This window comes from Paractinoplanes atraurantiacus, from assembly GCF_900215205.1.
Lineage (GTDB): Bacteria > Actinomycetota > Actinomycetes > Mycobacteriales > Micromonosporaceae > Actinoplanes > Actinoplanes atraurantiacus.
This window is the reverse complement of the sequence record NZ_OBDY01000002.1, coordinates 245,282-265,744: the sequence shown is the minus strand read 5'-3', so window position 1 is coordinate 265,744 and position 20,463 is coordinate 245,282. Positions and strand designations below refer to the sequence as shown.

Genomic DNA, 20,463 nt, shown 5'->3' with positions numbered 1-20,463 from the left:
CGATCATGAGGCCGCCTCAGCTCTGCTGCTCGGTGCTCCAGAGCTGCCACACCGTGGTGCGCACCGAACGAGGCTGCTCGAGCACGACGCGGATCGCGTGCGCGACGTCCTCCGGGCGCAGGTAGGCGTCGAGGTCCGGGGAGCCCTCGGTGCGGCCGGCGCCGATGGCGAACTCGGTGGCTGTTCCGGCCGGGCAGATCAGGGTGACGCGGGTGCCCTCGGCCCGCAGTTCGCGGTCGAGGGAGCCGGCCAGCCCGACCTGGGCGTGCTTGGTGCCGGCGTAGACGGCCTCGTCGGCGCCGCCGCGGAAGCCCGCCACCGAGGAGACGATGATGATGTCACCGCCACCGTCCTGCGATCGGAACTGCTTGACGGCTGAGCGCACGCTCCAGACCGTACCCAGGTAGTTAATCTCGACCATCTCGGTCAGGGTGTCGTCGTCGAGGTCGAGGATGCCGCCGTACGCGCCGATGCCCGCGTTGGCGACCATCGTGTCGAGCCGGCCCCACTTGTCGACGGCGGCCTTGACCAGGGCGTCGTTCAGACCGGGATCACGGACGTCACCGACGACGGGCACGACCTTGTCCTCGCCGAGGTCACTGACGATCTTGGCGAGACGGTCCTCCCGGCGAGCCGACACGGCGACCCGCGCGCCGGCACCGACCAGCGAGTAGGCGCAGGCCGCGCCGATGCCGGCGCTGGCGCCCGTGATCGCGACGACGGTGCCGTCCAAGGAACGGGTGATGGCATGAGACATGAGGGGCTCTCCCGGCTGAGATAGTGATCTTGTCAACCTCTGCTTACCCAGCCTCGGCCGAAGTACGACTACAGACGCCGATCGCCGACGGCGGCAGTGGTGCCGGCGTTGTTAAGGTGGCTGCCGTGACGGCGCCGCGGCTCGGTGCCTGGATTTCGTAGCGAGGTGACAACGGTGCCGACCGGCGCTAGGCGGGCCCGTGAACGCGCGAGCACGCGCGAACGGATCATCGAGGCCGCGTTGCACGTCCTGGAGAGCGAAGGCCCCTCGGCGCTGACCATGCGGCGCATCGCCACCGATGTCGAGTACACCGCGCCCGTCGTCTACCAGCATTTCGCCAACAAGGACGCGCTCGTGCTCGAGCTGGTCGCCCACGGCCACCGCCTGATGATGGCCGAGCTCGGGCAGGCCGCCGGCGAACCGGACATCGACCGGCGCATGATGCAGCTCGCGTCCGAGTACGTCCGGTTCGCCGGTGAACACCCGTACCTTTACCAGGTCATGAACGGCAATGCCGTCGATGCGGAGGAACGCCGGCGAGCGGCGGCGCCCGCCATCGCCGTCCTCAAGGAACTGCTGAGCACCTGGTCGGACACTCACGCCGTGGTCCTGGCCGATTTCGACGAGGCCTGCGACATCATCTGGGGCACGTTGTACGGCATGGCCTCACTCGGCGCCCTCGGCCACGAGCGCGCCCGGCGGCTCGCCCAGCAGGCGTTGCGCACGTTGCTCCTGGGCTGGCGGACCGGCCTGCCGTCGAGCGTGTAGGTGCGGGGTCATCCGGCGGCGGGGGTCCAGTCCGCGGGCAGGCCGGAATCGCTCAAGATCTCACCCCGGTTGTAGTAGTCGTCGCTCGACCGGATCAGGTCGCCGCGCAACCGCAGCACGGTCACGGCCGGCACCGCGAACGGACGAGGCGCGCCGGCGATGTGGCCGCTGAACACTCCCTCGACCACGACTTCGTCGCGCCCGCGGAACCCGCCCGTCACCTCGAAGCCGAAGTCGTCGATGAGCTGATGGGAGCCGGTCTCCCACTCCGCAACCCCTTCGCGACCACGGAACACCAGGGTGAGAGCGCGGTCGGTGTAGACGGCGTCCTTGGTGTACAGACGAGCGAGATCGCGGGTGTCGGTGGTCACCCAGGCGGCGGCCCAGCGCCGCCCGATCGCCGGCACGTCATCCCTTTCCCGGCTCATCCGCGCATGCTCGGCGACCGACCGTGCGCCGGCCGTCGGGGTCTGCTCCTTCGGCGACGCCGCCGAGGGAGCAGCGATGCCCGCGACGACAGCCGCTGCGGCGACGAAGGCCGATACGAAGGTACGTGTGCGCATGGAAGTCCCCTTGATTCCTAACGTTGTTAGATCTTCTAACGACGTTAGGTTAGGTGCGGCTCCACAGTGGCGTCAAGGCGGTATGCGTACCCTTCAAGCGTTCTTGCGGCGCGCCGTGGCCAGCGCGCGCTCCAAGGCCTCCAAAGCCTTGCGCAGGCCGTCTTCATCGTCCTGGCCGAGTGTCGCGACGGTCAGCGCCTCGAGTTGTTCCCAGATCTCGGCGAGGCGGGGTTGCAGTGCTCGGCCGGCGGGTGTGAGCGAGACGATCATCGCTCGTTTGTCCCGTTCGTCCGGGCGCCGGTTCACCAGGCCGGCGTCCTGCATGCGCCGGATGCTGCGGGACAGGGTGGAGTGGTCGAGCCCGATCGACTGTTGCAGGCTCGTCTGGATCTGGTCGTCCTGATCGAAGAGCCGCATGAGGATCAACTCCTGCCCGGGGTAGAGGTCGAGCGTCAGCAGCCGCTCGGCGACCACGCCGTGCAGGGTCCGCGCCAAGGCGAGCAGGCTCAACGTCAGCGGCGCCCGTTGCAGCAGGCTCGGCTTGTCGGCCAGCAGCCTCGACAGGTCTTCGGACATGGCCTCCTCTTTCGTGCCGGTGAAGGCGGTGTGACGGCGAGCACGTTGAGTTACGTGGCTAGCCAACAAATACTGTGGCTAGCCACATAACTCCGAGGAGCGTACTCGATGAAAGCGATCCAGATGAGCGCGACCGGCGGCCCGGACGTCCTCGAACAGGTCGACCTGCCGGTTCCGCGTCCCGCCGAGGGTGAAGTGCTGATCCGCGTGGAAGCGGCCGGCGTCAACTTCATGGACCTCATGCGGCGTAAGGGAATGCCGTTCGACATCCCGACGCCGCTGCCGTTCGTCCCGGGCGCTGAGGTTGCCGGCACCGTCACCGTGCTCGGCGACGGCGTGCGGAACCTCGCGGTGGGCGACCGGGTCTTCGGGCTGTCCGGAGTCCTGGCGAACGGAGGCTGGGCCGAGTACACCACGGCGAACGCGGCCGGCCTGTTCCCGATCCCGCCGGGCATGAGCGCACAGCGAGCGGCCGGCCTGACCGTGGTCGGCGTGGCCGCCGCCGTCATGCTGATCGAGGCGGCCAAGCTCACCGAGGGCGAGACGGTGTTCGTGCCGGCGGCCGCGGGCGGCCTGGGTGGCTTCGCCGTGCAGATCGCCAAAGCGCTCGGCGCCACCGTCATCGCCGGAGCGGGCACCGAGGAGAAGCGGCGGATCGCCCTCGAGTTGGGCGCCGATCACGCGGTGGACTACCGCGGGGACGGCTGGCCGCGGAAGGTTGAGCAGATCACCGGCGGCGGGGGCGTCGATGTGGCGCTGGAGGCAGTGGGACCGCGGCACCTGAGTGAGACGATCTCGATCCTGGCCCCGTTCGGCCGGCTGATCTCGTACGGCAGCCTCGCCGGCTACGACGACACCATCGATCCGGCCGCCCTGGTCAGCGTGCTCTACAACCCCGCGCCGGCGCAGACGCTGACCGGGTTCAACGTCACGCACTGGCTGACCCGGCGCCCACAGGCCGCGTCCGCCGCCGCCGGCCGGCTACTGACCTGGCTCGCCGAGGGCGAGCTGACCGGGCCCCGCATCACCAGCCGGCCGCTCGCCGCGGCGGCGGGGGCGCTGTCGCTGCTCGAGAACGGCGAGAACATCGGCAAGGTCGTCCTCATCCCCTGACCGCCCGAACCGTCTGCTCGTGGCCGCCGGGGCGCCCTCGAGCGCCTCGGTGGCCACGGGTGCCGATCAGCGGCGCGCCCAGACCTGGTTGGCGGCTCCCGTGCAGGTCCAGAGCAGCACCGCGGTGCCGTTGGCGGTCAGGTTGCGGTCGACATCGAGACACAAGCCCGACTGGTTGCCGCGGATGGTGCCGTTGGCCTGTGAGGTCCACTGCTGGTTGGCGCCGCCGTTGCAGTCCCAGATCTGGACCTTGGCGCCGGCGGTCGCGTTGAGGGGTGCGTCGAGACACTTGCCGAGGGCCTGCAGCGTCTGACCGGAGACCGTCCAGCGCTGGTTGGCCCCGGTGCCGCAGTCCCAGATGACCGGCTGGGTGCCGTTGGCGGTGGCGCTGTTCGGAACGTCCAGGCACCGCCCGGACGAGGAACTGACCAGGGTGGTCGCCGTCGGGGTGGTCGTGCCACCGCCGCCGACCCGCAGGACCACCGTCCCATGGGCGGGCACGGAGGCGCTGATGGTCCCCGAGGTGGTGGTGACCGCGCCGCTCCACGCGTCGGTGAGGGTGAACGAACTGCCGGACTTGCCGATCGCGGCGGCGCTGGTCGTCATGGTCGCGGTGCTGGAGCCGGGGTTGTAGAGCGCCACCGCCACGTCGCCGTTGGCAAGTGGCTTGGCCAGCACCCGGCGGCCGTTGTCGTTGGCGACCTGGGCGCCTTGACGGCCGAGGCTGTCCTGGTTGATGGCGATCAGCCGGCTGTTCTTGAGGATCGTGGAGGTCGCGCTGTCCATGGACCGGACGTCGTTGCCGGCGATCAGCGGTGCCGCCATGACCGCCCACATGGCGAAGTGCGTACGCATCTCGGTGTCGGTCATGCCGCCCCGGCCGACGACCATCATGTCCGGGTCGGTGAAGCCACCGGGGCCGGCGTACCCGGCCAGGGGCACGGTGACGTCGATGATGTTCTTGACGCCCATCGGGTAGCCGTTGGTGTTGCCGGTGTCCCACCGGTTGATGATGTCCTCGGTGGTGCGCCACATGTTGGCCACGTCGGACCAGTTGCGCTGGGGGCCGGTGCAGCAGTGGAAACTGTTGGAGTTGATGCTCAGCACGATGGGCCGTCCGGTGGCCCGCAGCGCGTCGCGCATCTTGGCGAAGGTGGCGACCTGGTCGTTGATGGTCCCGCTGCCGTTGCAGTAGTCGTACTTGAGGAAGTCGACTCCCCAGGCCGCGAACTGGTTGGCGTCCTGCACCTCGTGCCCCAGGCTGCCGGTCGCGCCGGGGTAGCCGCCGGTGGACTGCGCGCAGGTCTTGGCCCCGGGCACCTGATAGATGCCGAACTTCAGCCCGCGGGCGTGCAGGTAGTCGCCGAGCGCTCGCATGCCCGAGGGGAATCGGGACGGGTTCGCCTGGAGGTTGCCCGCGCCGTCGCGGTTGGGGTCGAACCAGCAGTCGTCCACCACCACGTACTGGTAGCCGAGATCCCGCATCCCGTTGGACACCAGGGCGTCGGCGGTCTGTTTGATCAGCGTCTCGTTGATGTTGCACCCGAAGGTGTTCCAGGTGTTCCAGCCCATCGGCGGGGTGCGGGCCACACCGTTCTCCAGAGCCCGCGCCGGCCGTGGCCCGGCGGCTCCGAGCCCCACGGCCATCGCGACGGTCATGAGGGCTGCCAGCAGAATGCCCCTCCACCGGGCAGGTTCAGATCGATGCACCTTCACTCCTTCGCCGGGTTCCCCAGGTCGGGCCGCCCTGAGGTATTGAGGTTCAGCTATGTTAACCTTCACAACTCACAGGCGACTCGAGGAAACGCGGCGTTTACTTTTCGGCATGAGTGAAGCGTGAGCGCAGGTGAACGGCCAGAAAGCGTTACGCGGCAACGCTTCGGCCGGTCTGGCAATCAGGCGAGGACCTGGCGGGTCCGGTCACCGGCCCAGGCGGCTTCGAGGATCGCGGTCAGGCTGGCGGTGTCGGTCGGGCCCGGATGGTTCTGAATCAGGCGGGTGACGCCGCCGGCCATCTCCGCGAAGCGGGGAAGGTCGGCGCGGGCCACCCCGATGTCCGCCAGCGTGCGCGGGATGCCGATGTCGGCCAGAAGCTCGTCGAGCCAGACGAGGAACGCGCCGGCGGCCTCGGCGTCCGAGGCGCCGCCGACGTCGAGCCCGCACACCCGGGCCAGGACGGCCAGCCGGTCGCTGATGGCCTCCCCCGCCGCGTCGAGCGCATAGGGCAGGAGCAGCCCGACGCCCAGCCCGTGCGGCGTGTGCGTGGCGGCCCCGATGGGGTACTGGAGGGCGTGCGGGGCCGCGTTGCCCGCGTGGGAGAACGCGAGCCCGGCCAGCATCGATCCGTAGGACATGTCCGCACGCGCCTCCGTGTCGCCTCCGTCCCGGACGGCACGGCGCAAGCTTCTCGCGATACGCCCCGCGGCCCGCAGCGCGTAGTGGTCGGTGATCGGGTTGCGGCCGAGGAACACCTGCTCCACCGGGTCGCGCGGCCCGTGGGGCCGGGGTCGCGCGGTGTAGCTCTCCACCGCGTGACAGAAAGCGTCGATGCCGGAGTGGGCGGTGACGGTCGCCGGGCAGGTGTACGTGAGCTCGGGGTCGACGATGGCGAAGTCGGGCACGATGTGGACGCTGGACACCCCCACCTTCAGCACGCGGTCCGGGTCGGTCAGCACCGAGACCGGTGTGAGCTCGGAGCCGGTGCCCGAGGTCGTCGGCACCGCGACGAGCGGGATCGTCGGCCCCGGCACCTTCGACTCGCCGTAGAAGTCGCGCGGCGACCCGCCGTGGCGGCGGATGACACCGACGATCTTGGCAAGGTCGATCACCGTGCCACCGCCGACGGCCAGGATGACGTCGGCGTTCACCTCGGCGGCGGCCGCGACGGCCCGGGAGACGTCCTCGAGCGGCACGTCGGGGGTCGCGTCGGAGAAGACCCTGACGAGCTCGACCCTCTCCCGTACGGCGGCCACGATCCCGGCCACGCCCGGCTGGCCCAGAAGCACCCGGTCGGTCACGATCAGGGCTCGCGAGCCGCACTCGGCCACCACTCGCGGGATGTTCTGCGCGACCCCCTCCCCCACTATCAGATGGCGTGGTCCGCGGACGGTCTCCAGCATGTCAGTCCCCTCCGGTCACGGTAGGTCGATCGCCGCGTAGGTGAGCTCGAGGTACTCGAGGAGGCCCTCGTGCGACCCCTCCTTGCCGATCCCGGACTGCTTCACGCCGCCGAACGGAGCCGACGGGTCCGATATCAGGCCACGATTGACGCCGAGCATCCCCGTGTCGAGGCCCTCGGTGAACCGCAGGGCCCGCCGGAGGTCACGCGTGAAGACGTATCCGACCAGGCCGTACTCGGTGTCGTTGGCCTTCGCCATCACCTCGTCGTCGGACGTGAACGAGATGATCGGCGCCACCGGGCCGAAGATCTCCGCCCTCAGCATCCGCGCCTGCTCGGGCACGTCGACCAGGACGGTGGGCGGGTAGAAGTGGCCCGGCCCGCCCGGGCGCTCGCCGCCCACCAGGACCCGGGCGCCACGGCCGACCGCGTCGGTGACGAGCTCGTCGATCCTGTCGACAGCGGCCTCATCGATCAGCGCACCGACGTTCACGCCGTCGTCGAGGCCATGGCCCATCGACAGCGCGCCCATCCGTTCGGCGAAGCGCGCCGTGAACTCCTCCCGCACCGGCTCCTCGACGTAGATCCGGTTGGCCGCGATGCAGGACTCCCCGATGTTGCGCATCTTGGCCACCATGGCGCCGTCGACCGCGACGTCCAGGTCGGCGTCGGCACACACGATCAAGGCCGCGTTGCCGCCGAGCTCCATCGAGGTGCGCAGCACGGTGTCCGATGCCTGTCGCAGCAGCACGCGCCCGACCTCGGTCGACCCGGTGAACGAGAGCTTGCGGGTCCGGGGGTCGGCCAGCAGCGCCGAGACCACCTCGCCGGCCCGTCTGGTGGTCACCACGTTGACGACGCCCGGGGGAACGCCGGCCTCCTGCATGATGCGGGCCAGCAACAGCATGGTCAGCGGCGTCAGCGCGGCCGGCTTGGTGATCGTCGTGCAGCCCGCGGCCAGCGCCGGAGCGATCTTGCGGGCGCCCATGGCCAGCGGGAAGTTCCAGGGCGTCACGAAGACGCACGGCCCGACCGGCTTCGGCACCGTGAGGATGCGATATCCGCCGTTGGGAGCGGTGCTGTAGCGCCCCTCGACGCGTACGGCCTCCTCGGCGAACCAGCGGAAGAACTCGGCGCCGTACGCCACCTCGGCCCGAGCCTCGGCCAGCGGCTTGCCCATCTCCAGTGTTATCAGCCGGGCGACCTCCTCGGACCGGTCGATCAGCGCCCGGTACGTCGCGGTCAACAGCTCGGAGCGTTTCCGCGGCGGGGTCGCCGCCCACGCCGGCATGGCCTCGGCCGCCGCGTCCAGAGCGGCGAGCCCGTCGGCGACACCCGCGTCCGCCACCGCGGCGATGGTCTTGCCGGTGGCCGGGTCCTCGACGTCGAAGGTGGCGCCGCCGGTGGCGTCGCGCCAGTCATCACCGATCCGGAGCCGCCGGTGCTCGGGAGCCAGAATGTTCACGCGATCACCGCCCGGCCTGCGACAGCGACAACCCGGTGCCGGCGTCGAACAGGTGTGCCCGGTCCAGGTCGACCGTGACCTGCAGTCGCTCGCCCGGCGTACCGGTGATGGTGGGCCGCGCCTTGACCTTGAGGATTTCCGTGCCCACGCGGACGTCGACCACGGTCCGATCGCCGAGCGGCTCCAGCCCGTAGACCTCTCCCGGCAACGACGCGTCTCCGCGCTGCTCGACGGACAGATCCTCCGCGCGCAGGCCGAGCATCAGCGCACGACCGTCCTCGGCCGTGGTCCAGCGGGGCCGGGGCAGTGTCCAGCCGTCCGCACCGACCAGACGGTCACCCTCGGCGTGGCAGGCGAGCAGGCTGATCGGCGGGCTCCCGACGAAGCCGGCGACCCACTGGTTGGCGGGACGCTCGTAGACCTCGGTCGGCGTTCCGACCTGTTGCACTTTCCCCTCCTTGAGGACCGCGACCTGATCGGCCATGGACAGGGCCTCGACCTGGTCGTTGGTTACGTAGACGAAGGTCGCTCCGAGGCTGCGGTGGATGCGGGTGAGCTCGGTGCGCATCTCGACGCGGAGCTTGAGGTCGAGGTTGGTCAGCGGCTCGTCCATGAGGAACGCGCGCGGGCTGCGGACCAGCGCCCGGGCCAGGGCGACACGCTGCATCTCACCGCCCGACAACTGCGCGGGACGGCGCTGCAGCAGACGTTCGATGTGCAGCAGGCTCGCGACCCGGTCGACGGCCGCGGCGATCTCGCTCGACGAGCTGCGGCGCGCCCGCAGCGGCGAGGCGATGTTCTCGTACGCCGTGCGCCGCGGGTAGAGGGCGTAGCTCTGGAAGACCATGGCCAGGTCACGCTCGGCCGGAGTGTCGGCGGTCGCGTCCCGGCCGTCCAGACGCACCGACCCGGCGTCGAGCTTCTCGAGGCCGGCGATCGCGCGCAGGGTCGTGGTCTTGCCCGCCCCGGAGGGGCCGAGCACGACGAAGAACGCACCGTTCGGGACGTCCAGCGTCACCCCGTCCAGGGCCTGGACCTTGCCGAAGGACTTGCGCAGCCCGTGCGCGGCCACGGTTCCCATCAGGCCACCAGCTCTTCCGTGCTCACGTCGTAGACCGCCGGGGCCCCGCCGGTGTGCCGCAGCCCGACCTTGGCGTCGGCGTCGAAACGCACGGTCGAGGGCATCCGGACCCGTACGTCGTGCTGACCGCCGTGGTCGACCACGTAGATGATTTCGTCGCCCAGCCACTCGGCCGAGACGACCCGGGCCGGTACCGAGCTCTCCGCTCCTGGTTCGGCGACTTCCAGCGCCTCCGGCCGGACCCCCACGACCAGGCGACGGTCGCGGGGCAGGCCCGGCGGGGGTGTGAGGGCCAGACCACCCTGGCCGCGCAGCTTCCCGTCGGCCACCTCCACCTCGATCAGGTTCATCGGAGGGGAGCCGATGAAGGCGGCGCAGAACAGACTCGCCGGACGGTCGTAGACCTCCAGCGGCGTGCCGATCTGCTCGACGCGGCCCTTGTTGAGGATGGCGATCCGGTGACCGAGCGACATCGCCTCGACCTGGTCGTGGGTGACGTAGACCATCGTCGTCCCCAATTCACCCTGCAAGTGCTTGATCTCCGTACGCATCTCCGCCCTCAGCTCGGCGTCCAGATTGGTCAGCGGCTCGTCCATGAGGAAGGCGCGCGGTCGCCGCACCAGGGCGCGAGCCAGCGCGACGCGCTGCTGCTCCCCGCCGGACAGTTGACGCGGTCGCCGGTCCAGGAGCGGGCCGAGCCGCATCAGCCGGGCGGCCTCGTCCACCCGCGCTCGCACCTCGGCCTTGGGCAGCCCTTCGGCCCGCAGCGGGAACGCCAGATTGTCGCGGGTTCGCAGATGCGGGTAGAGGGCGTAGAACTGGAACACCATGGCGATGTCGCGCTCGGCCGGCGGCAGGTCGTTGACCAGCGTGTCGCCGATGTGGATGTCGCCGGTCGTCTGCCTCTCCAGGCCGGCGATGGCCCGCAACGTGGTCGTCTTGCCGCACCCCGACGGGCCGAGCATCACGAACAGCTCGCCGTCGCGGATGGACAGATCCACGTGCTCGACCGCGACCGTCCCGTCCGGGTAGCGCTTGTGCAGCGCGGTCACCTCGATGCCGGCCATCAGCGCCGCACCGCCCCGAGCGTCACGCCGGCGACGAGGTGCTTGCGCACCAGATAGGCGAAGATGAGCACCGGCAGGGCGAACACCACGGACGAGGCGGCCACCAGTCCCCAGTCCACTGTGGTGCCGCCGATGAGGCCGGCGATGGCCGGTGGCGCCGTCCGCACCTCGTCGCTCGAGGTGAGGAAGATGGCGAACACGAACTCGTTCCACGAGAAGATGAGCGCGAAGACCGCCGTCGCGGCGATGCCCGGCACGAGCAGGGGAAGGGTGAACTTCCGGAACGCCTGCAAGCGGGTGTAGCCGTCGAGCATGGCGGCGTCCTCGTACTCGGCGGGCACCTCGTCGACGAAGCCCTTCATCATCCAGATCGTGAACGGGACGTTGAACGCGGTGTAGATGAGGATCAGGCCGAGCGCGCTGTCGATGAGCCCGATGTAGCGGTACATGAGGAAGATCGGGATCACGACCACCACGGGCGGCATGAAGCGGGTGGACAGGATGAAGAACAGCTGATCCTTCTTGGCCTTCAGGGTGAAGCGTGAATAGGCCCAGGCGGCCGGAACCCCCAGCACGGTCGCCAGCACCGTGGAGGCCCCGGCCACGATCACGGAGTTGAGGAACGAGACGGACAGGCCGGACGAGACGAACACGTCGCGGTAATGGTCCAGGGTGACGTCGAAGTCGAAGAACTTCGCCGGCACGGCGTAGACGTCCCGGTTCTCCTTGATCGAGGTCTCGATCATCCACAGCACCGGGAACAACATGACGACGGCCAGCACGGTCAGCAGCGCGACCTCGACGATGGCGCGGCCCCGGCCGCTGCGCCGCCGCGTGGGGGGCGCGTGCTTCGGGACCGGACCGGCGGACACGGCCTCGTCGACGGAGACGGCCATCAGTCCTCCTTGAGCTTGTTCAGGTAGCGCAGGTAGAGCTGCGTGAGGACGATCACGACGAGAACCATGAGAATCCCGTACGCCGAAGCCGTTCCGGTGTTGAAGCCCAGGAACGCGACCTTGTAGACGTGGAACGACAACGTCTCGGTGGAGACCCCAGGTCCTCCGCTCGTGAGGATGTAGACGAGGTCGAACAGCCGGAAGGCCTCGATCGCCCTGAACAGCACGGCGATGAGCAGCAGCGGCCACACCAGCGGAAGAGTGATGGTGCGGAACCGGAACCACTCGGACGCCCGGTCGATCGACGCGGCCTCGTAGAGGTATTTGGGGACCGCGGTGAGGCCGGCCAGCGCGATGAGCATGATGAACGGCGTCCACTGCCAGGTGTCGACCACGATCAGGGAGAGCAGCGCCGTCCGCTGCCGGGTGAGCCACTCCACCTGACCCAGGCCGAGCGAGCCGAGCATGCTGTTCACCACGCCGAACTGCGCGTCGAGCATGAAACGCCAGAACAGCCCGACCACGACCGGCGACAACATCATCGGAACCAGGAACAGCGTGGTCAGCAGTCCCCGCCCGCGGGTGCGCCGGGAGATCAGATAGGCGATGGTGAAGCCGAGCGCGGTCTGCAGGCCGACCGCGCCGACCACGTACACCAGCGTCGTCAGGGCCCGCAGGTGGACCTGGGCCGAGGTCAGGATGGCGGTGTAGTTCCCGAACCAGACGAAATTGGCGGGACCCCCGCGGGTGGCCGAGTAGTCGGTGAAGGACAGGTACAGCGCCCACAGCAACGGGAACACCGACATGGCGAGCAACAGCAGCAGCGCGGGGGCGATGAAGGCCACGGCGAGCCGGCGGTCGGTCAGCCGGCGGGACCGGCCCGGGGCAGGCGGCTTCGGCGTATCCGCCTGCCCCGGACGGTCGGTCGTCAGCGAGACGGGCTCACTCACAGTCCGCCGCCGCCCTTGCGGTTGCTGGAGTCGAGCACGGCCTGCTGGTCCTTCGCGATGTCGTTGAGCGCGTCCTTCGGGCTCTTCGCGCCGTTGAGGGCCGCGTTGACGTTGGTGTTCTCGATGTCGACGAGGCGTGCGTACTCGGGCACGTTCCACATGTCGCGCATCCGCGGCACCGAGTCGGCGTACACCTTGTTGAACGGCCCGGCGTTGAGGAACTCGGGCGACGCCAGGGCGTCCTTGCGCGATGGCACGCCACCGGCCGCGGCCCACTTCTTCTGGACGTCAGCCTGCTCGAACCACTTCATGAAGCTCAGGGCCTCGGCCTGGTTGGCCGAGGAGGCGTAGGCCGACACGTGCATGCCCATGCCGCCGAGCGGAACCAGGTCAGTCTTCTGCTTCGGCAGGGTGGCGAAGCCCAGCTTGCCGAGGATCTGCTCCCGCGTCTTGCCGAGCGTCGACTGCTTCGGGTCGAGCAGGCCACCGCTCGCGGCGATCCAGTTGAACGCGATGCAGGCCTTGCCCTGGGCGACCGCCGCGTTCACCTCGTCGATGAACCAGTTGCCGGAGCCCTTGGCCGTCAGCGGCTTCATCTTGGTGACCAGGACGTCCATCGCCTCCTGGCCGGCCGCGTCGTTGAGGACCCCTTCGATCTTGCGGTTCTTGGCGTCCCACAGGTTGCCGCCGTAGACGCCGTTGACCGTGTTGTAGGTGACGGCCGCGGCGTCGGAGCCGTTGGCCTGGTGGAAGGCCAGCCCGCTGACGCCGGGGTTGTCGGCCTGGCACTTCTCGGCGGCCGAGATCATCTCGTCCCAGGTCTGCGGCGGCTTGTCGCCGATCAGGTCCTTGCGGTAGATCATCGTCCAGGTGTCGCCGAGCAGCGGCAGCCCGTACAGGCTGGCGTTCTCGTCGCGCTGGCCGGTCTCCGCCTGGGGGAACTGGCCGTACGCGGCCAGCAGGTACGGGTCGTAGGCGTCGACGTCGATGTTGTTCTTGACGAAGTCGGTGAGGTCGAGGATGTTGCCGTTCGTCACCGCCTCGCCGATGTGCTGCGAGTCCAGGATCGCGACGTCGAAGTCGGTCTTGCGCGCGGCGAACTGGGTGAACATCGCGTCGTGCCAGTTCGCGTTCGGCACGGTGTTGACCTTGACGGTCACGTTCGGCCGCTCTTTCTTGTACTCCTCGTTCGCGAAGGCCTCCAGCGCCTGGGCGGGTGGCCACTCGAACCAGATGAAGCTGAGGGTCAGCGGGTCCTTGGTGAGCTCCGGGATGGCCGCCGGCGCCTTGGGGGCGCTCGCCTTCGCGTCGTCGTCCTGGCTGCCGCCGCAAGCCGCCACGGTCGTGGCCACCAGCAGCAGGGCCGCGGACAGTCGTCCTATTCGCTGTGAATGCCGCATATTTGTGCCTGCTTTCTGCCCTCGCCGAGTGATTGGTGCTGAGCTGTCACGGGTACGCCGCGTGATATCGAGCAGGTTTCGGGGTAGGTTCCGCGACGGCGTCGGATGGCGATCACCAGTCGGTTTTCCTATACGATCCGATGTGGGCGTCAGCATGTCGCAGCGTTGTGACTGATGTCAACAGGTTCGTGAAGACGCAAGAAAGGACCTCTCGTCACGATGGACGACGAAGCGACGATCGCGCGGGGCCGAAGGGCCATGACGGACGCCGTGCCGCACGGACGATCCGGTGGCCGGCTCGCCGACGAGGTGTACGACACGCTGCTCGGACAGCTGATGTCGCTACGGATCGAACCCGGCTCCCGCGTCACGATCGACGTCCTGGCGCGAGAGCTGGGTGTCTCGCAGACGCCGATCCGCGACGCCCTGAACCGCATGGAGGCCGAAGGCCTGGTCGTGCGGGTGCCCCATGCCGGATATCGGATTCCGCCCCAGATCACCCGGCATCGGTTCGAGGACATGCTCGAGGTACGGCTGCTGCTCGAGCCGGCCGCGGCGCGCCGGTCCGCCGAGCGGGCCTCCCCGGAGCAGGTGACCGTTCTGCGGCGGATGCTGGCCGAGATGGCCGAGCTGGAGGGGAGCAGCGGGCCCACGGCCTACGGCGCCTTCGGGCTCCGTGACGCCGCTTTTCACGATCTCGTCGCGCTGAGCGCGGAGAACGAGGTCATCCGGGAGGCGCTCGCCCGCCTGCACAGCCACGTGCACCTGTTCCGGCTGCACCACGACACCCAGGTCACCCATCTGGCCATGGACGAGCACGAGCAGGTGGTGGCCGCGATCGCCGCCCGTGACCCGGACGCCGCCGCCTACGCGATGCGCCGGCACATCCTGCGATCCGGCGAGCGCTTCCGGCGACTGTTCGAGGCGACGACGGTAGAGGCTTGACGGGCGGGTGGGGCCGGGGAATATTGACTCCATCGGATCGGATCGGATCGGATTTACCTCACCGTAACCAGATGCGAGGAGAAGCAGGTGCCCAGAGCGCTGCTCCTGACCGGCGACGCCGCCGAGGAGCTCGACACCATGTATCCCTACTACCGCGTGCAGGAGGGCGGCTGGGACGTCGACGTCTCGTCACGGACGATGCGCGACGTGCAGCTGGTCATCCACGAGTTCGACCCCAACTCCGACGCCTACGTCGAGAAGAACGGCCGGAAGCTGCCGGTCGACGTGCCCTGGGCCGAAGTCGACGTCGAGCGTTATGACGCCCTCATCATCCCCGGCGGCCGTGCCCCCGAGTGGATCCGGGTCGACGCCGACGTCCGGCGCATCACCGAGCACTTCTTCGCGCGCAACCTGCCCATCGCCCTGGTGTGCCACGGCGCGCAGGTGCCGGCGGTCTACGGGCTGCTGAAGGGCCGAAAGACGGCATGCTTCCCGCCCATCACCGGCGACATGGAGAACGCGGGCGCGACGGTCATCGACGCTCCCGACGTCGTGGACGGCAACCTCGTCTCCTGCCGGGGCTGGCCCGACATGCCACAGTTCGGCCGGGCCATGATGGAGCTCTTCGCGAAGTCCGTCGACTCCCGGTGACGGCACCTCGGACCGTCGCCGTCGACGGTTCCGCCGTCCACGTCATGGAAAGCGGCACCGGGCCCACGGTGCTGATGCTGCACGGCTCCGGACCCGGCACGACTGGGTCCGGAGCCTGGGCGACGACGGCGCGGGCGCTGGGCACGTCCTGGCGCCTGGTGGCTCCCGATCAGGCGGGGTTCGGCCAGACGCCTCTCCCCGCCGGTTCCCGGGGCGGGCTGCGACTGTGGACGGCGCAGGCCGCGGGCCTGATGGACGCGCTCGGCGCCGAGCGGTACGCGGTGGTGGGTCACTCCATGGGCGGCGCCGTCGCGCTGGCCCTGGCGGCGGCCCGCCCGCGGCAGGTCACCCGCGTCGTGGCGGTCTCGACCATGGGTGCACCCGGTGCGCCGCTGTCCGCCGACCTCGACGCGGTCTGGGCCGCCCCCGCCGGGCGGGACGGGGCACGGGACATGCTGCGTCGCCTCGTCCTCGACCAGGCTCTCGTCACCGATGCGGCCGTCGACGCCCGGGCCGCCGCCATGCGAACGGGGGAAGCCGCGTTCGCCTCGTTGTTCCCTGCACCCCGGGCGCGATGGGCCGACGATCTCACCCTCTCGGCGGCGACGCTGGGCGGGATCCGCGCGCCCGTACTGCTGATTCACGGCGCCGAGGACCGTCTCACCCCACTCCGGACGGCGGCCCTGCCCCTGCTCGACCACCTGGCCGATGTCCGCCTGCACGTCCTCGGCCGGTGCGGGCACGTGCCGGCGATCGAGCACCCGGACGAGTTCCGGCAACTCCTGTCGTGCTTCCTCGACCGGGACCGAGGTCACTGAGACCCGGTCTCCCCGAGGGTCAGGGCGCCGCTCGGGCAGACGAACACGGCGTGCCGCACGTCCTCGTCGAAGGTCTCGTCCCAGGTGACGCGGCGCAGCGTCACCGTGCCGTCCTCGTCGTGCTGGTCGAAGATCTCCGGGGCGGCGCGGACGCACTCGCCCGCGCCGACGCAGAGCTCGTCCTGGATCCGCAGCGCGGGACGGTCCGTCTTCTCCATGGGTCCTCCTCCGGCCGGGCTCACCACGTCACCGGCAACGACTCGACGCCGAACATCGCGGACTGCTGCCGCAGGGCCAGCTCGCCGACCGGCACCGCCAGGCGCAGACCGGGCAGGCGGCAGGCCAGCGCCTCGAACACCACCTGCAACTCCATCCGGGCCAGCTGCACGCCGAGGCATTGATGGGGGCCGAAACCGAAGCCGAGGTGGCGATCGGCGTTCCAGCGGTACGGCTCGAGCGCGTCCGGGTTCGCGAAGACGTCCGGGTCGCGGTTGGCCATCAGCGGCAGCGCGATCAGCCCCTCGCCGGCCCGGATGGTGGTGTCGCCGAGGACGATCTCCTCGGTCGCCACCCGCGGCACCCACTGGGCGATGGAGATGTAGCGCAGCAGCTCCTCGGCCACGTTCGGAGTCACGCCCGGGTCGGCCCGCACGGCCTCGGCGACGTGCGGGTGCTCGATCAGGGCCAGCGCGCCCAGCGTGATCATGCTGGCGGTGGTCTCGTGCCCGGCCACCAACAGCAGCAGGACCATGGCCGCGAGCTGCCGGCGGTCCAGGCTGTCGTCGTGGTCGAAATTCTCGATCAGGGCCGACAGGAGATCGTCGCCGGGCTCGTCCCGCTTGGCGACGGCCAGCTTCTCGACGTACGCCTGAAGCCGCATCACCGCGGCCAGGAACGACTCCCGGCCGTGCTCGGGTCCCCGCGTGAGGGTGTCGCTCAGCTGCTGGAAACTCGCCCGGTCGGTGTACGGAACGCCGAGGATGTGGCAGATCACCTGGGTCGGCAGGGGCAGCGCGATCATGGTGGCCAGGTCGGCCGGCTGGTCGCCGGCGAGCATGCCGTCGATCAGCTCGTCGACGATCCGCTCCAGGCGGGGACGCATCCGGGCCACCTGGGCCACCGAGAAGTCGGCCGCCACGAGCCGGCGGTAGCGGCGGTGGTCCGCCCCGTCCATCCGGAAGAAGGACAGGGCGTTCGAGGTGGACGCGGTGCCGGCCCGCACCATCGGGAAGCCGGGGTGCGCGCCGTCCGCGCTCACCGGGCCGGTCAGCACCGCGCGGACGTCTTCGTACCGGCCCAGCAGATGGGCCGTACGGCCGGAAGGCAGCAGCACGTGCGGCACCCGGGCGCCGGCGAACATCCGGCGGTAGTCCTCGGGTATGCCCAGCGGTCGCTCCGCCGGGCGCGGCGGCGGGAACCGCTCGGCCGTGAGGGTGGCAGCGCTCATCCTGGTCCTCCTCGGTGATCGCCCCCAGTCTGCGCAGCGCCGACGGCGGCCTGCTGCTCAGTTGTGAGCAGACGACCGTGCCCGGCGGCGGCCGATAATCCGGGCCATGAGCGCTGGCACCGACGTGACCACCGGTCTTCAGGACGCCGTCCGCGACGCCTGGAGCGAGCTGCTCGGCGTGCGCCGGGTCGCCGCCGACGACGACTTCTTCGCCCTGGGCGGCGACTCCGTGCTGCTCGTCCGGCTGGCCCACCGGCTGCGAGCCGACCTGGGCCTCGACATCGCCCCGCACGCGCTGCTGGCCCGGCCGACCCTCGACGGCATGGTGGCGGTCGCGGCCCGCGCGGACACCGCCGGGCCGGACGGCGCCGCGGCGCAACCGCCGGCCGTGGTGTCCCGGCGCCGCCCGCCCACCGGCCCGTGGCAGGGCGAACGCGTACGGCGGGCGTGGGACGGCGACGGCCTCGGCACCGCTCTGTGGACGGTGGGCGTGCGCATCCGGGGAGAGCTCGACGCCGGCCTGCTGGCCGAGGCGCTCACCTGGACCATCCGCCGGCACACGGCCCTGCTCACCTTCTTCCCCGGCGTGCTCGCGCCGCTGACCGCCGAGCTGGCGCTGCCCCGCGAGGTCGAATGCCCGCTCACCGTCGTGGATGCCACCGACTCGCTGGCCGCGGCCGCCCGGGCACACGCCGACCTGTGCGCGCCGTTCGAACTGGCCTCGCCCCCGCTGATCCGGGCCATGCTGGTCCGCGACGGCGCCGCTCACCTGCTCGGCCTGGCCGTCGACGACACCGTGTGCGACGCCGCGTCGATTCCGGCCCTGCTGGCCGACCTGGCCACAGTGCACCGCCGCCTTGCCGCCGGCGACGACCCGGACGGGCTGTCCGGGCCGGTCTCCGACTTCACGGCGCTGGCGGCGGCGGAGCGGGAGCGGGCCGGCGACCGGCCGTGGGTGGGCCCACAGCCGCGGCTGAAGATCCCGCCACCCTCCGGCGCGGCGGGTCCGGGGCGGTGGCGCACGACCCGGGCCCCCCGCTCGCTGTCCGTCGAGGAGCTTGTCACGGATCTGCTGATGGCGATCCACCAGGTGAGCGGGGAGGTGCTGCCCAGCCTGCTCGTCGAGCACCCCCGGCGCGACCTGGCCGGGCCGGCCGGGGTCGGCCCGTACGCGGCGCTGACGCCGGTCTGGGCGCCGTGCCCGAGCGGCGACCGCGAGGACGTGGCCCGGCTCGCGGCCTCGGCCCTGCGCGCGGCGCTCGGTCAGGGCCGGCCGCCCGGCCCGCCCGGTCCGCCCTGTCTGGTGGTGCGCATCGCCCCGCCGGTGCCGCCGATCGTGCTCGGCGCGGCCACGACCGAGGTGGCGTGGCTGACCCGTCACGAGCTCGGGCCGTCGGCCGACGTACGGGTGCTCTACCGCCCCGACCCCGGTGAGCTGTCCTGCGAGTACGACACCGCCCGCCACGACCCCGAAACCGTCGGCGCCCTGATGGCCGCCGCGATCGCAGAACGGAGCGCCGGGTGAACGACGGCTATCACGAGCTGAGGATTCCGGGCGACTTCGACCCGCTGGGTGTGGCGCAGGCCGTGCTCGCGGCCGAGCCGTTCACCGATTTCGTGCTCTACGAACGGGACGGGCGGTGGTCGCTGGCCGGGGACCCGATCGGCGAGGTGATCCTGCGGCCGGGCCGGCTGGTGCGGCGCTGGGCCGGCACGGAGACCAGCGCCGTCTGGCGGGACGATCCGTGGGCCGCGCTGCGGGAGGCGTTCGCGGGTCTTCCGGCGCCGGCCTGGCGGGCGTACGGCTTTCTCTGCTTCGAGCTGGCGCTGCCGGAACCCTTTCCGGACGGCGATCGGACGCTGGCGCATCTGGTGGTGCCGCGCACCGAGATCGAGGTGTCGGCGTCGGCGGTGATCGTGCGCAGCCTGGACGAGCCGGTGCTGGGCCTGGTGCGGGAGCTGGTGGCCCAGTCGGGCCCGGTGCGGTGCCGGCCGCCGGCCGCGGTCGAGCTGTCCACCGACGGTGGCGCCGACTACCGCAAGCGGGTCGCCCGGGTGGTGGACGACATCCGCGACGGCGCGCTGCGCAAGGCGGTCCTGTCCCGCTTCGTGCCGATCGGGTTCCCGGTGGACTTCCTCGCGACCTACCTGGGCGGGCGACTGCGCAACTCGCCGGCCCGGTCCTTCCTGCTGCGGCTCGGTGGCTGGCGCGCGGCCGGGTTCAGCCCGGAAACGGTGGCCACCGTCACGGCCGACGGGCGGCTCAGCACGCAGCCGCTGGCCGGCACCCGGGCGTACGGCGAAGGGGAAAGCGCCGACCGTGACCGGCGCACCCAGCTGGAGGCCGACCCGAAGGAGATCTACGAGCACGCCACCTCGGTGAAGCTGGCGTGCGAGGAGATGGCGACGGTGTGCGCGGACGGCACGGTCCGGGTCGACGAGTTCATGTCCGTGCGGCCGCGCGGCACCGTGCAGCATCTGGCCTCCACGGTGACCGGCCGCCTGGCCCCCGGTCGTGACGGCTGGGACGCGCTGGCCGTGCTCTTCCCGGCGGTGACCGTCTCGGGAATCCCGAAGGCACCGGCGTTCGAGCGCATCACCGCGCTCGAGGACCGGCCGCGCGATCTCTACGGCGGCGGCGTGGTGGTGCTCGGCTCGGACGGCTCGATGGACGTGGCCGTGGTGCTGCGCGCGGTGTTCGAGCACGACGGCGAAGCCTGGCTGCGGGCCGGCGCGGGCATCGTCTCGGCCTCCACACCGGACCGCGAGTTCGAGGAGACCTGCGAGAAGCTGCGCAGCGTGTCGCTGAGCGTGGTACGGCGCGACGGCGCCCGCTGAGGGGCGCCGT

General features: G+C 70.7%; 20 protein-coding genes. 7 read left to right on the top strand and 13 right to left on the bottom strand.

The window, feature by feature from the left end:
• Window positions 1-16: 16 nt before the first annotated feature.
• A complete protein-coding gene (locus CRP55_RS07780; protein ID WP_097318989.1) occupies window positions 17-757 on the bottom strand; it encodes an SDR family oxidoreductase in 741 nt (246 codons plus the stop codon).
• 174 nt (window positions 758-931) lie between these two features.
• Between CRP55_RS07780 and CRP55_RS07775 the strand changes: the two genes are divergently transcribed.
• Complete coding sequence (locus CRP55_RS07775; protein WP_097318988.1) at window positions 932-1,525, top strand: TetR/AcrR family transcriptional regulator; 594 nt, start codon at window positions 932-934, stop codon at window positions 1,523-1,525.
• An 8-nt stretch (window positions 1,526-1,533) separates the two neighbouring features.
• Here the strand turns inward: CRP55_RS07775 and CRP55_RS07770 are convergent, their stop codons facing one another.
• Both CRP55_RS07770 and CRP55_RS07765 read right to left on the bottom strand, forming a co-directional pair.
• Window positions 1,534-2,088, bottom strand: coding sequence for a nuclear transport factor 2 family protein (locus CRP55_RS07770; RefSeq protein WP_097318987.1), 555 nt, complete (start codon window positions 2,086-2,088; stop codon window positions 1,534-1,536).
• A gap of 93 nt (window positions 2,089-2,181) precedes the next feature.
• Window positions 2,182-2,664: a MarR family winged helix-turn-helix transcriptional regulator gene (locus CRP55_RS07765; RefSeq protein WP_097318986.1), complete on the bottom strand. Its 483-nt coding sequence runs from the start codon at window positions 2,662-2,664 to the stop codon at window positions 2,182-2,184.
• 108 nt (window positions 2,665-2,772) lie between these two features.
• Between CRP55_RS07765 and CRP55_RS07760 the strand changes: the two genes are divergently transcribed.
• The gene (locus CRP55_RS07760; RefSeq protein ID WP_097318985.1) at window positions 2,773-3,777 is read left to right on the top strand and encodes a quinone oxidoreductase family protein; all 1,005 of its coding nucleotides are present in this window, start codon (window positions 2,773-2,775) and stop codon (window positions 3,775-3,777) included.
• A gap of 66 nt (window positions 3,778-3,843) precedes the next feature.
• Here CRP55_RS07760 and CRP55_RS07755 read toward each other — a convergent pair whose 3' ends face one another.
• The 8 genes from CRP55_RS07755 to CRP55_RS07720 all read right to left on the bottom strand — a co-directional run bounded on the left by CRP55_RS07755 (window position 3,844) and on the right by CRP55_RS07720 (window position 13,754).
• Entirely contained in the window at window positions 3,844-5,436 is a 1,593-nt protein-coding gene (locus CRP55_RS07755; RefSeq protein ID WP_097318984.1) for a glycoside hydrolase family 27 protein, read from the bottom strand.
• Between the two features lie 236 nt (window positions 5,437-5,672).
• A complete protein-coding gene (locus CRP55_RS07750; RefSeq protein ID WP_097318983.1) occupies window positions 5,673-6,896 on the bottom strand; it encodes an iron-containing alcohol dehydrogenase in 1,224 nt (407 codons plus the stop codon).
• Window positions 6,897-6,911: 15 nt separating this feature from the next.
• Window positions 6,912-8,351 (bottom strand): NAD-dependent succinate-semialdehyde dehydrogenase, encoded by a 1,440-nt coding sequence (locus CRP55_RS07745; RefSeq protein WP_179855097.1) that lies wholly within the window; start codon window positions 8,349-8,351, stop codon window positions 6,912-6,914.
• A gap of 13 nt (window positions 8,352-8,364) precedes the next feature.
• A complete protein-coding gene (locus CRP55_RS07740; RefSeq protein ID WP_097318981.1) occupies window positions 8,365-9,441 on the bottom strand; it encodes an ABC transporter ATP-binding protein in 1,077 nt (358 codons plus the stop codon).
• Window positions 9,441-10,508, bottom strand: a complete 1,068-nt coding sequence (locus CRP55_RS07735; protein ID WP_097318980.1) for an ABC transporter ATP-binding protein — start codon at window positions 10,506-10,508, stop codon at window positions 9,441-9,443. The genes CRP55_RS07740 and CRP55_RS07735 overlap by 1 nt, the downstream gene beginning before the upstream one ends.
• On the bottom strand, window positions 10,508-11,404 hold the full coding sequence (locus CRP55_RS07730; protein WP_097318979.1) for a carbohydrate ABC transporter permease: 897 nt from the start codon (window positions 11,402-11,404) through the stop codon (window positions 10,508-10,510). The genes CRP55_RS07735 and CRP55_RS07730 overlap by 1 nt, the downstream gene beginning before the upstream one ends.
• Entirely contained in the window at window positions 11,404-12,354 is a 951-nt protein-coding gene (locus tag CRP55_RS07725; protein WP_097318978.1) for a carbohydrate ABC transporter permease, read from the bottom strand. Before CRP55_RS07725 ends, CRP55_RS07730 begins: the two co-directional genes overlap by 1 nt.
• Window positions 12,351-13,754, bottom strand: coding sequence for an extracellular solute-binding protein (locus CRP55_RS07720; protein WP_097318977.1), 1,404 nt, complete (start codon window positions 13,752-13,754; stop codon window positions 12,351-12,353). Before CRP55_RS07720 ends, CRP55_RS07725 begins: the two co-directional genes overlap by 4 nt.
• A 219-nt stretch (window positions 13,755-13,973) precedes the next feature.
• Here CRP55_RS07720 and CRP55_RS07715 point away from each other — a divergent pair, with 219 nt between their 5' ends.
• The 3 genes from CRP55_RS07715 to CRP55_RS07705 all read left to right on the top strand — a co-directional run bounded on the left by CRP55_RS07715 (window position 13,974) and on the right by CRP55_RS07705 (window position 16,168).
• Complete coding sequence (locus CRP55_RS07715; protein ID WP_097318976.1) at window positions 13,974-14,699, top strand: GntR family transcriptional regulator; 726 nt, start codon at window positions 13,974-13,976, stop codon at window positions 14,697-14,699.
• Between the two features lie 87 nt (window positions 14,700-14,786).
• A complete protein-coding gene (locus CRP55_RS07710) occupies window positions 14,787-15,350 on the top strand; it encodes a DJ-1/PfpI family protein (RefSeq protein ID WP_097318975.1) in 564 nt (187 codons plus the stop codon).
• Complete coding sequence (locus CRP55_RS07705; RefSeq protein ID WP_097318974.1) at window positions 15,347-16,168, top strand: alpha/beta fold hydrolase; 822 nt, start codon at window positions 15,347-15,349, stop codon at window positions 16,166-16,168. Before CRP55_RS07710 ends, CRP55_RS07705 begins: the two co-directional genes overlap by 4 nt.
• Here the strand turns inward: CRP55_RS07705 and CRP55_RS52825 are convergent.
• Both CRP55_RS52825 and CRP55_RS07695 read right to left on the bottom strand, forming a co-directional pair.
• Window positions 16,162-16,386, bottom strand: a complete 225-nt coding sequence (locus CRP55_RS52825) for a ferredoxin (protein ID WP_179855060.1) — start codon at window positions 16,384-16,386, stop codon at window positions 16,162-16,164. The two genes, CRP55_RS07705 and CRP55_RS52825, sit on opposite strands and share 7 nt — an antisense overlap.
• Before the next feature lie 20 nt (window positions 16,387-16,406).
• Complete coding sequence (locus CRP55_RS07695; protein WP_097318972.1) at window positions 16,407-17,615, bottom strand: cytochrome P450; 1,209 nt, start codon at window positions 17,613-17,615, stop codon at window positions 16,407-16,409.
• A 106-nt stretch (window positions 17,616-17,721) separates the two neighbouring features.
• Here CRP55_RS07695 and CRP55_RS07690 point away from each other — a divergent pair, with 106 nt between their 5' ends.
• Window positions 17,722-19,140 carry a phosphopantetheine-binding protein gene (locus tag CRP55_RS07690; RefSeq protein ID WP_097318971.1) on the top strand — a complete coding sequence of 473 codons (1,419 nt, stop codon included), beginning with the start codon at window positions 17,722-17,724 and terminating at the stop codon, window positions 19,138-19,140.
• Window positions 19,137-20,453: a salicylate synthase gene (locus CRP55_RS07685; RefSeq protein ID WP_218854181.1), complete on the top strand. Its 1,317-nt coding sequence runs from the start codon at window positions 19,137-19,139 to the stop codon at window positions 20,451-20,453. Before CRP55_RS07690 ends, CRP55_RS07685 begins: the two co-directional genes overlap by 4 nt.
• Window positions 20,454-20,463 lie beyond the last annotated feature (10 nt).

What these genes read in the sequence shown, in the direction of transcription:
- CRP55_RS07760 (WP_097318985.1), top strand. Translation starts at nt 2,773, where the DNA reads ATGAAAGCGATCCAGATGAGCGCGACCGGCGGCCCGGACGTCCTCGAA.
- CRP55_RS07695 (WP_097318972.1), bottom strand. Translation starts at nt 17,615, where the DNA reads ATGAGCGCTGCCACCCTCACGGCCGAGCGGTTCCCGCCGCCGCGCCCG.
- CRP55_RS07765 (WP_097318986.1), bottom strand. Translation starts at nt 2,664, where the DNA reads ATGTCCGAAGACCTGTCGAGGCTGCTGGCCGACAAGCCGAGCCTGCTG.
- CRP55_RS07750 (WP_097318983.1), bottom strand. Translation starts at nt 6,896, where the DNA reads ATGCTGGAGACCGTCCGCGGACCACGCCATCTGATAGTGGGGGAGGGG.
- CRP55_RS07770 (WP_097318987.1), bottom strand. Translation starts at nt 2,088, where the DNA reads ATGCGCACACGTACCTTCGTATCGGCCTTCGTCGCCGCAGCGGCTGTC.
- CRP55_RS52825 (WP_179855060.1), bottom strand. Translation starts at nt 16,386, where the DNA reads ATGGAGAAGACGGACCGTCCCGCGCTGCGGATCCAGGACGAGCTCTGC.
- CRP55_RS07690 (WP_097318971.1), top strand. Translation starts at nt 17,722, where the DNA reads ATGAGCGCTGGCACCGACGTGACCACCGGTCTTCAGGACGCCGTCCGC.
- CRP55_RS07755 (WP_097318984.1), bottom strand. Translation starts at nt 5,436, where the DNA reads ATGACCGTCGCGATGGCCGTGGGGCTCGGAGCCGCCGGGCCACGGCCG.
- CRP55_RS07780 (WP_097318989.1), bottom strand. Translation starts at nt 757, where the DNA reads ATGTCTCATGCCATCACCCGTTCCTTGGACGGCACCGTCGTCGCGATC.
- CRP55_RS07730 (WP_097318979.1), bottom strand. Translation starts at nt 11,404, where the DNA reads ATGGCCGTCTCCGTCGACGAGGCCGTGTCCGCCGGTCCGGTCCCGAAG.
- CRP55_RS07735 (WP_097318980.1), bottom strand. Translation starts at nt 10,508, where the DNA reads ATGGCCGGCATCGAGGTGACCGCGCTGCACAAGCGCTACCCGGACGGG.
- CRP55_RS07715 (WP_097318976.1), top strand. Translation starts at nt 13,974, where the DNA reads ATGGACGACGAAGCGACGATCGCGCGGGGCCGAAGGGCCATGACGGAC.
- CRP55_RS07740 (WP_097318981.1), bottom strand. Translation starts at nt 9,441, where the DNA reads ATGGGAACCGTGGCCGCGCACGGGCTGCGCAAGTCCTTCGGCAAGGTC.
- CRP55_RS07720 (WP_097318977.1), bottom strand. Translation starts at nt 13,754, where the DNA reads ATGCGGCATTCACAGCGAATAGGACGACTGTCCGCGGCCCTGCTGCTG.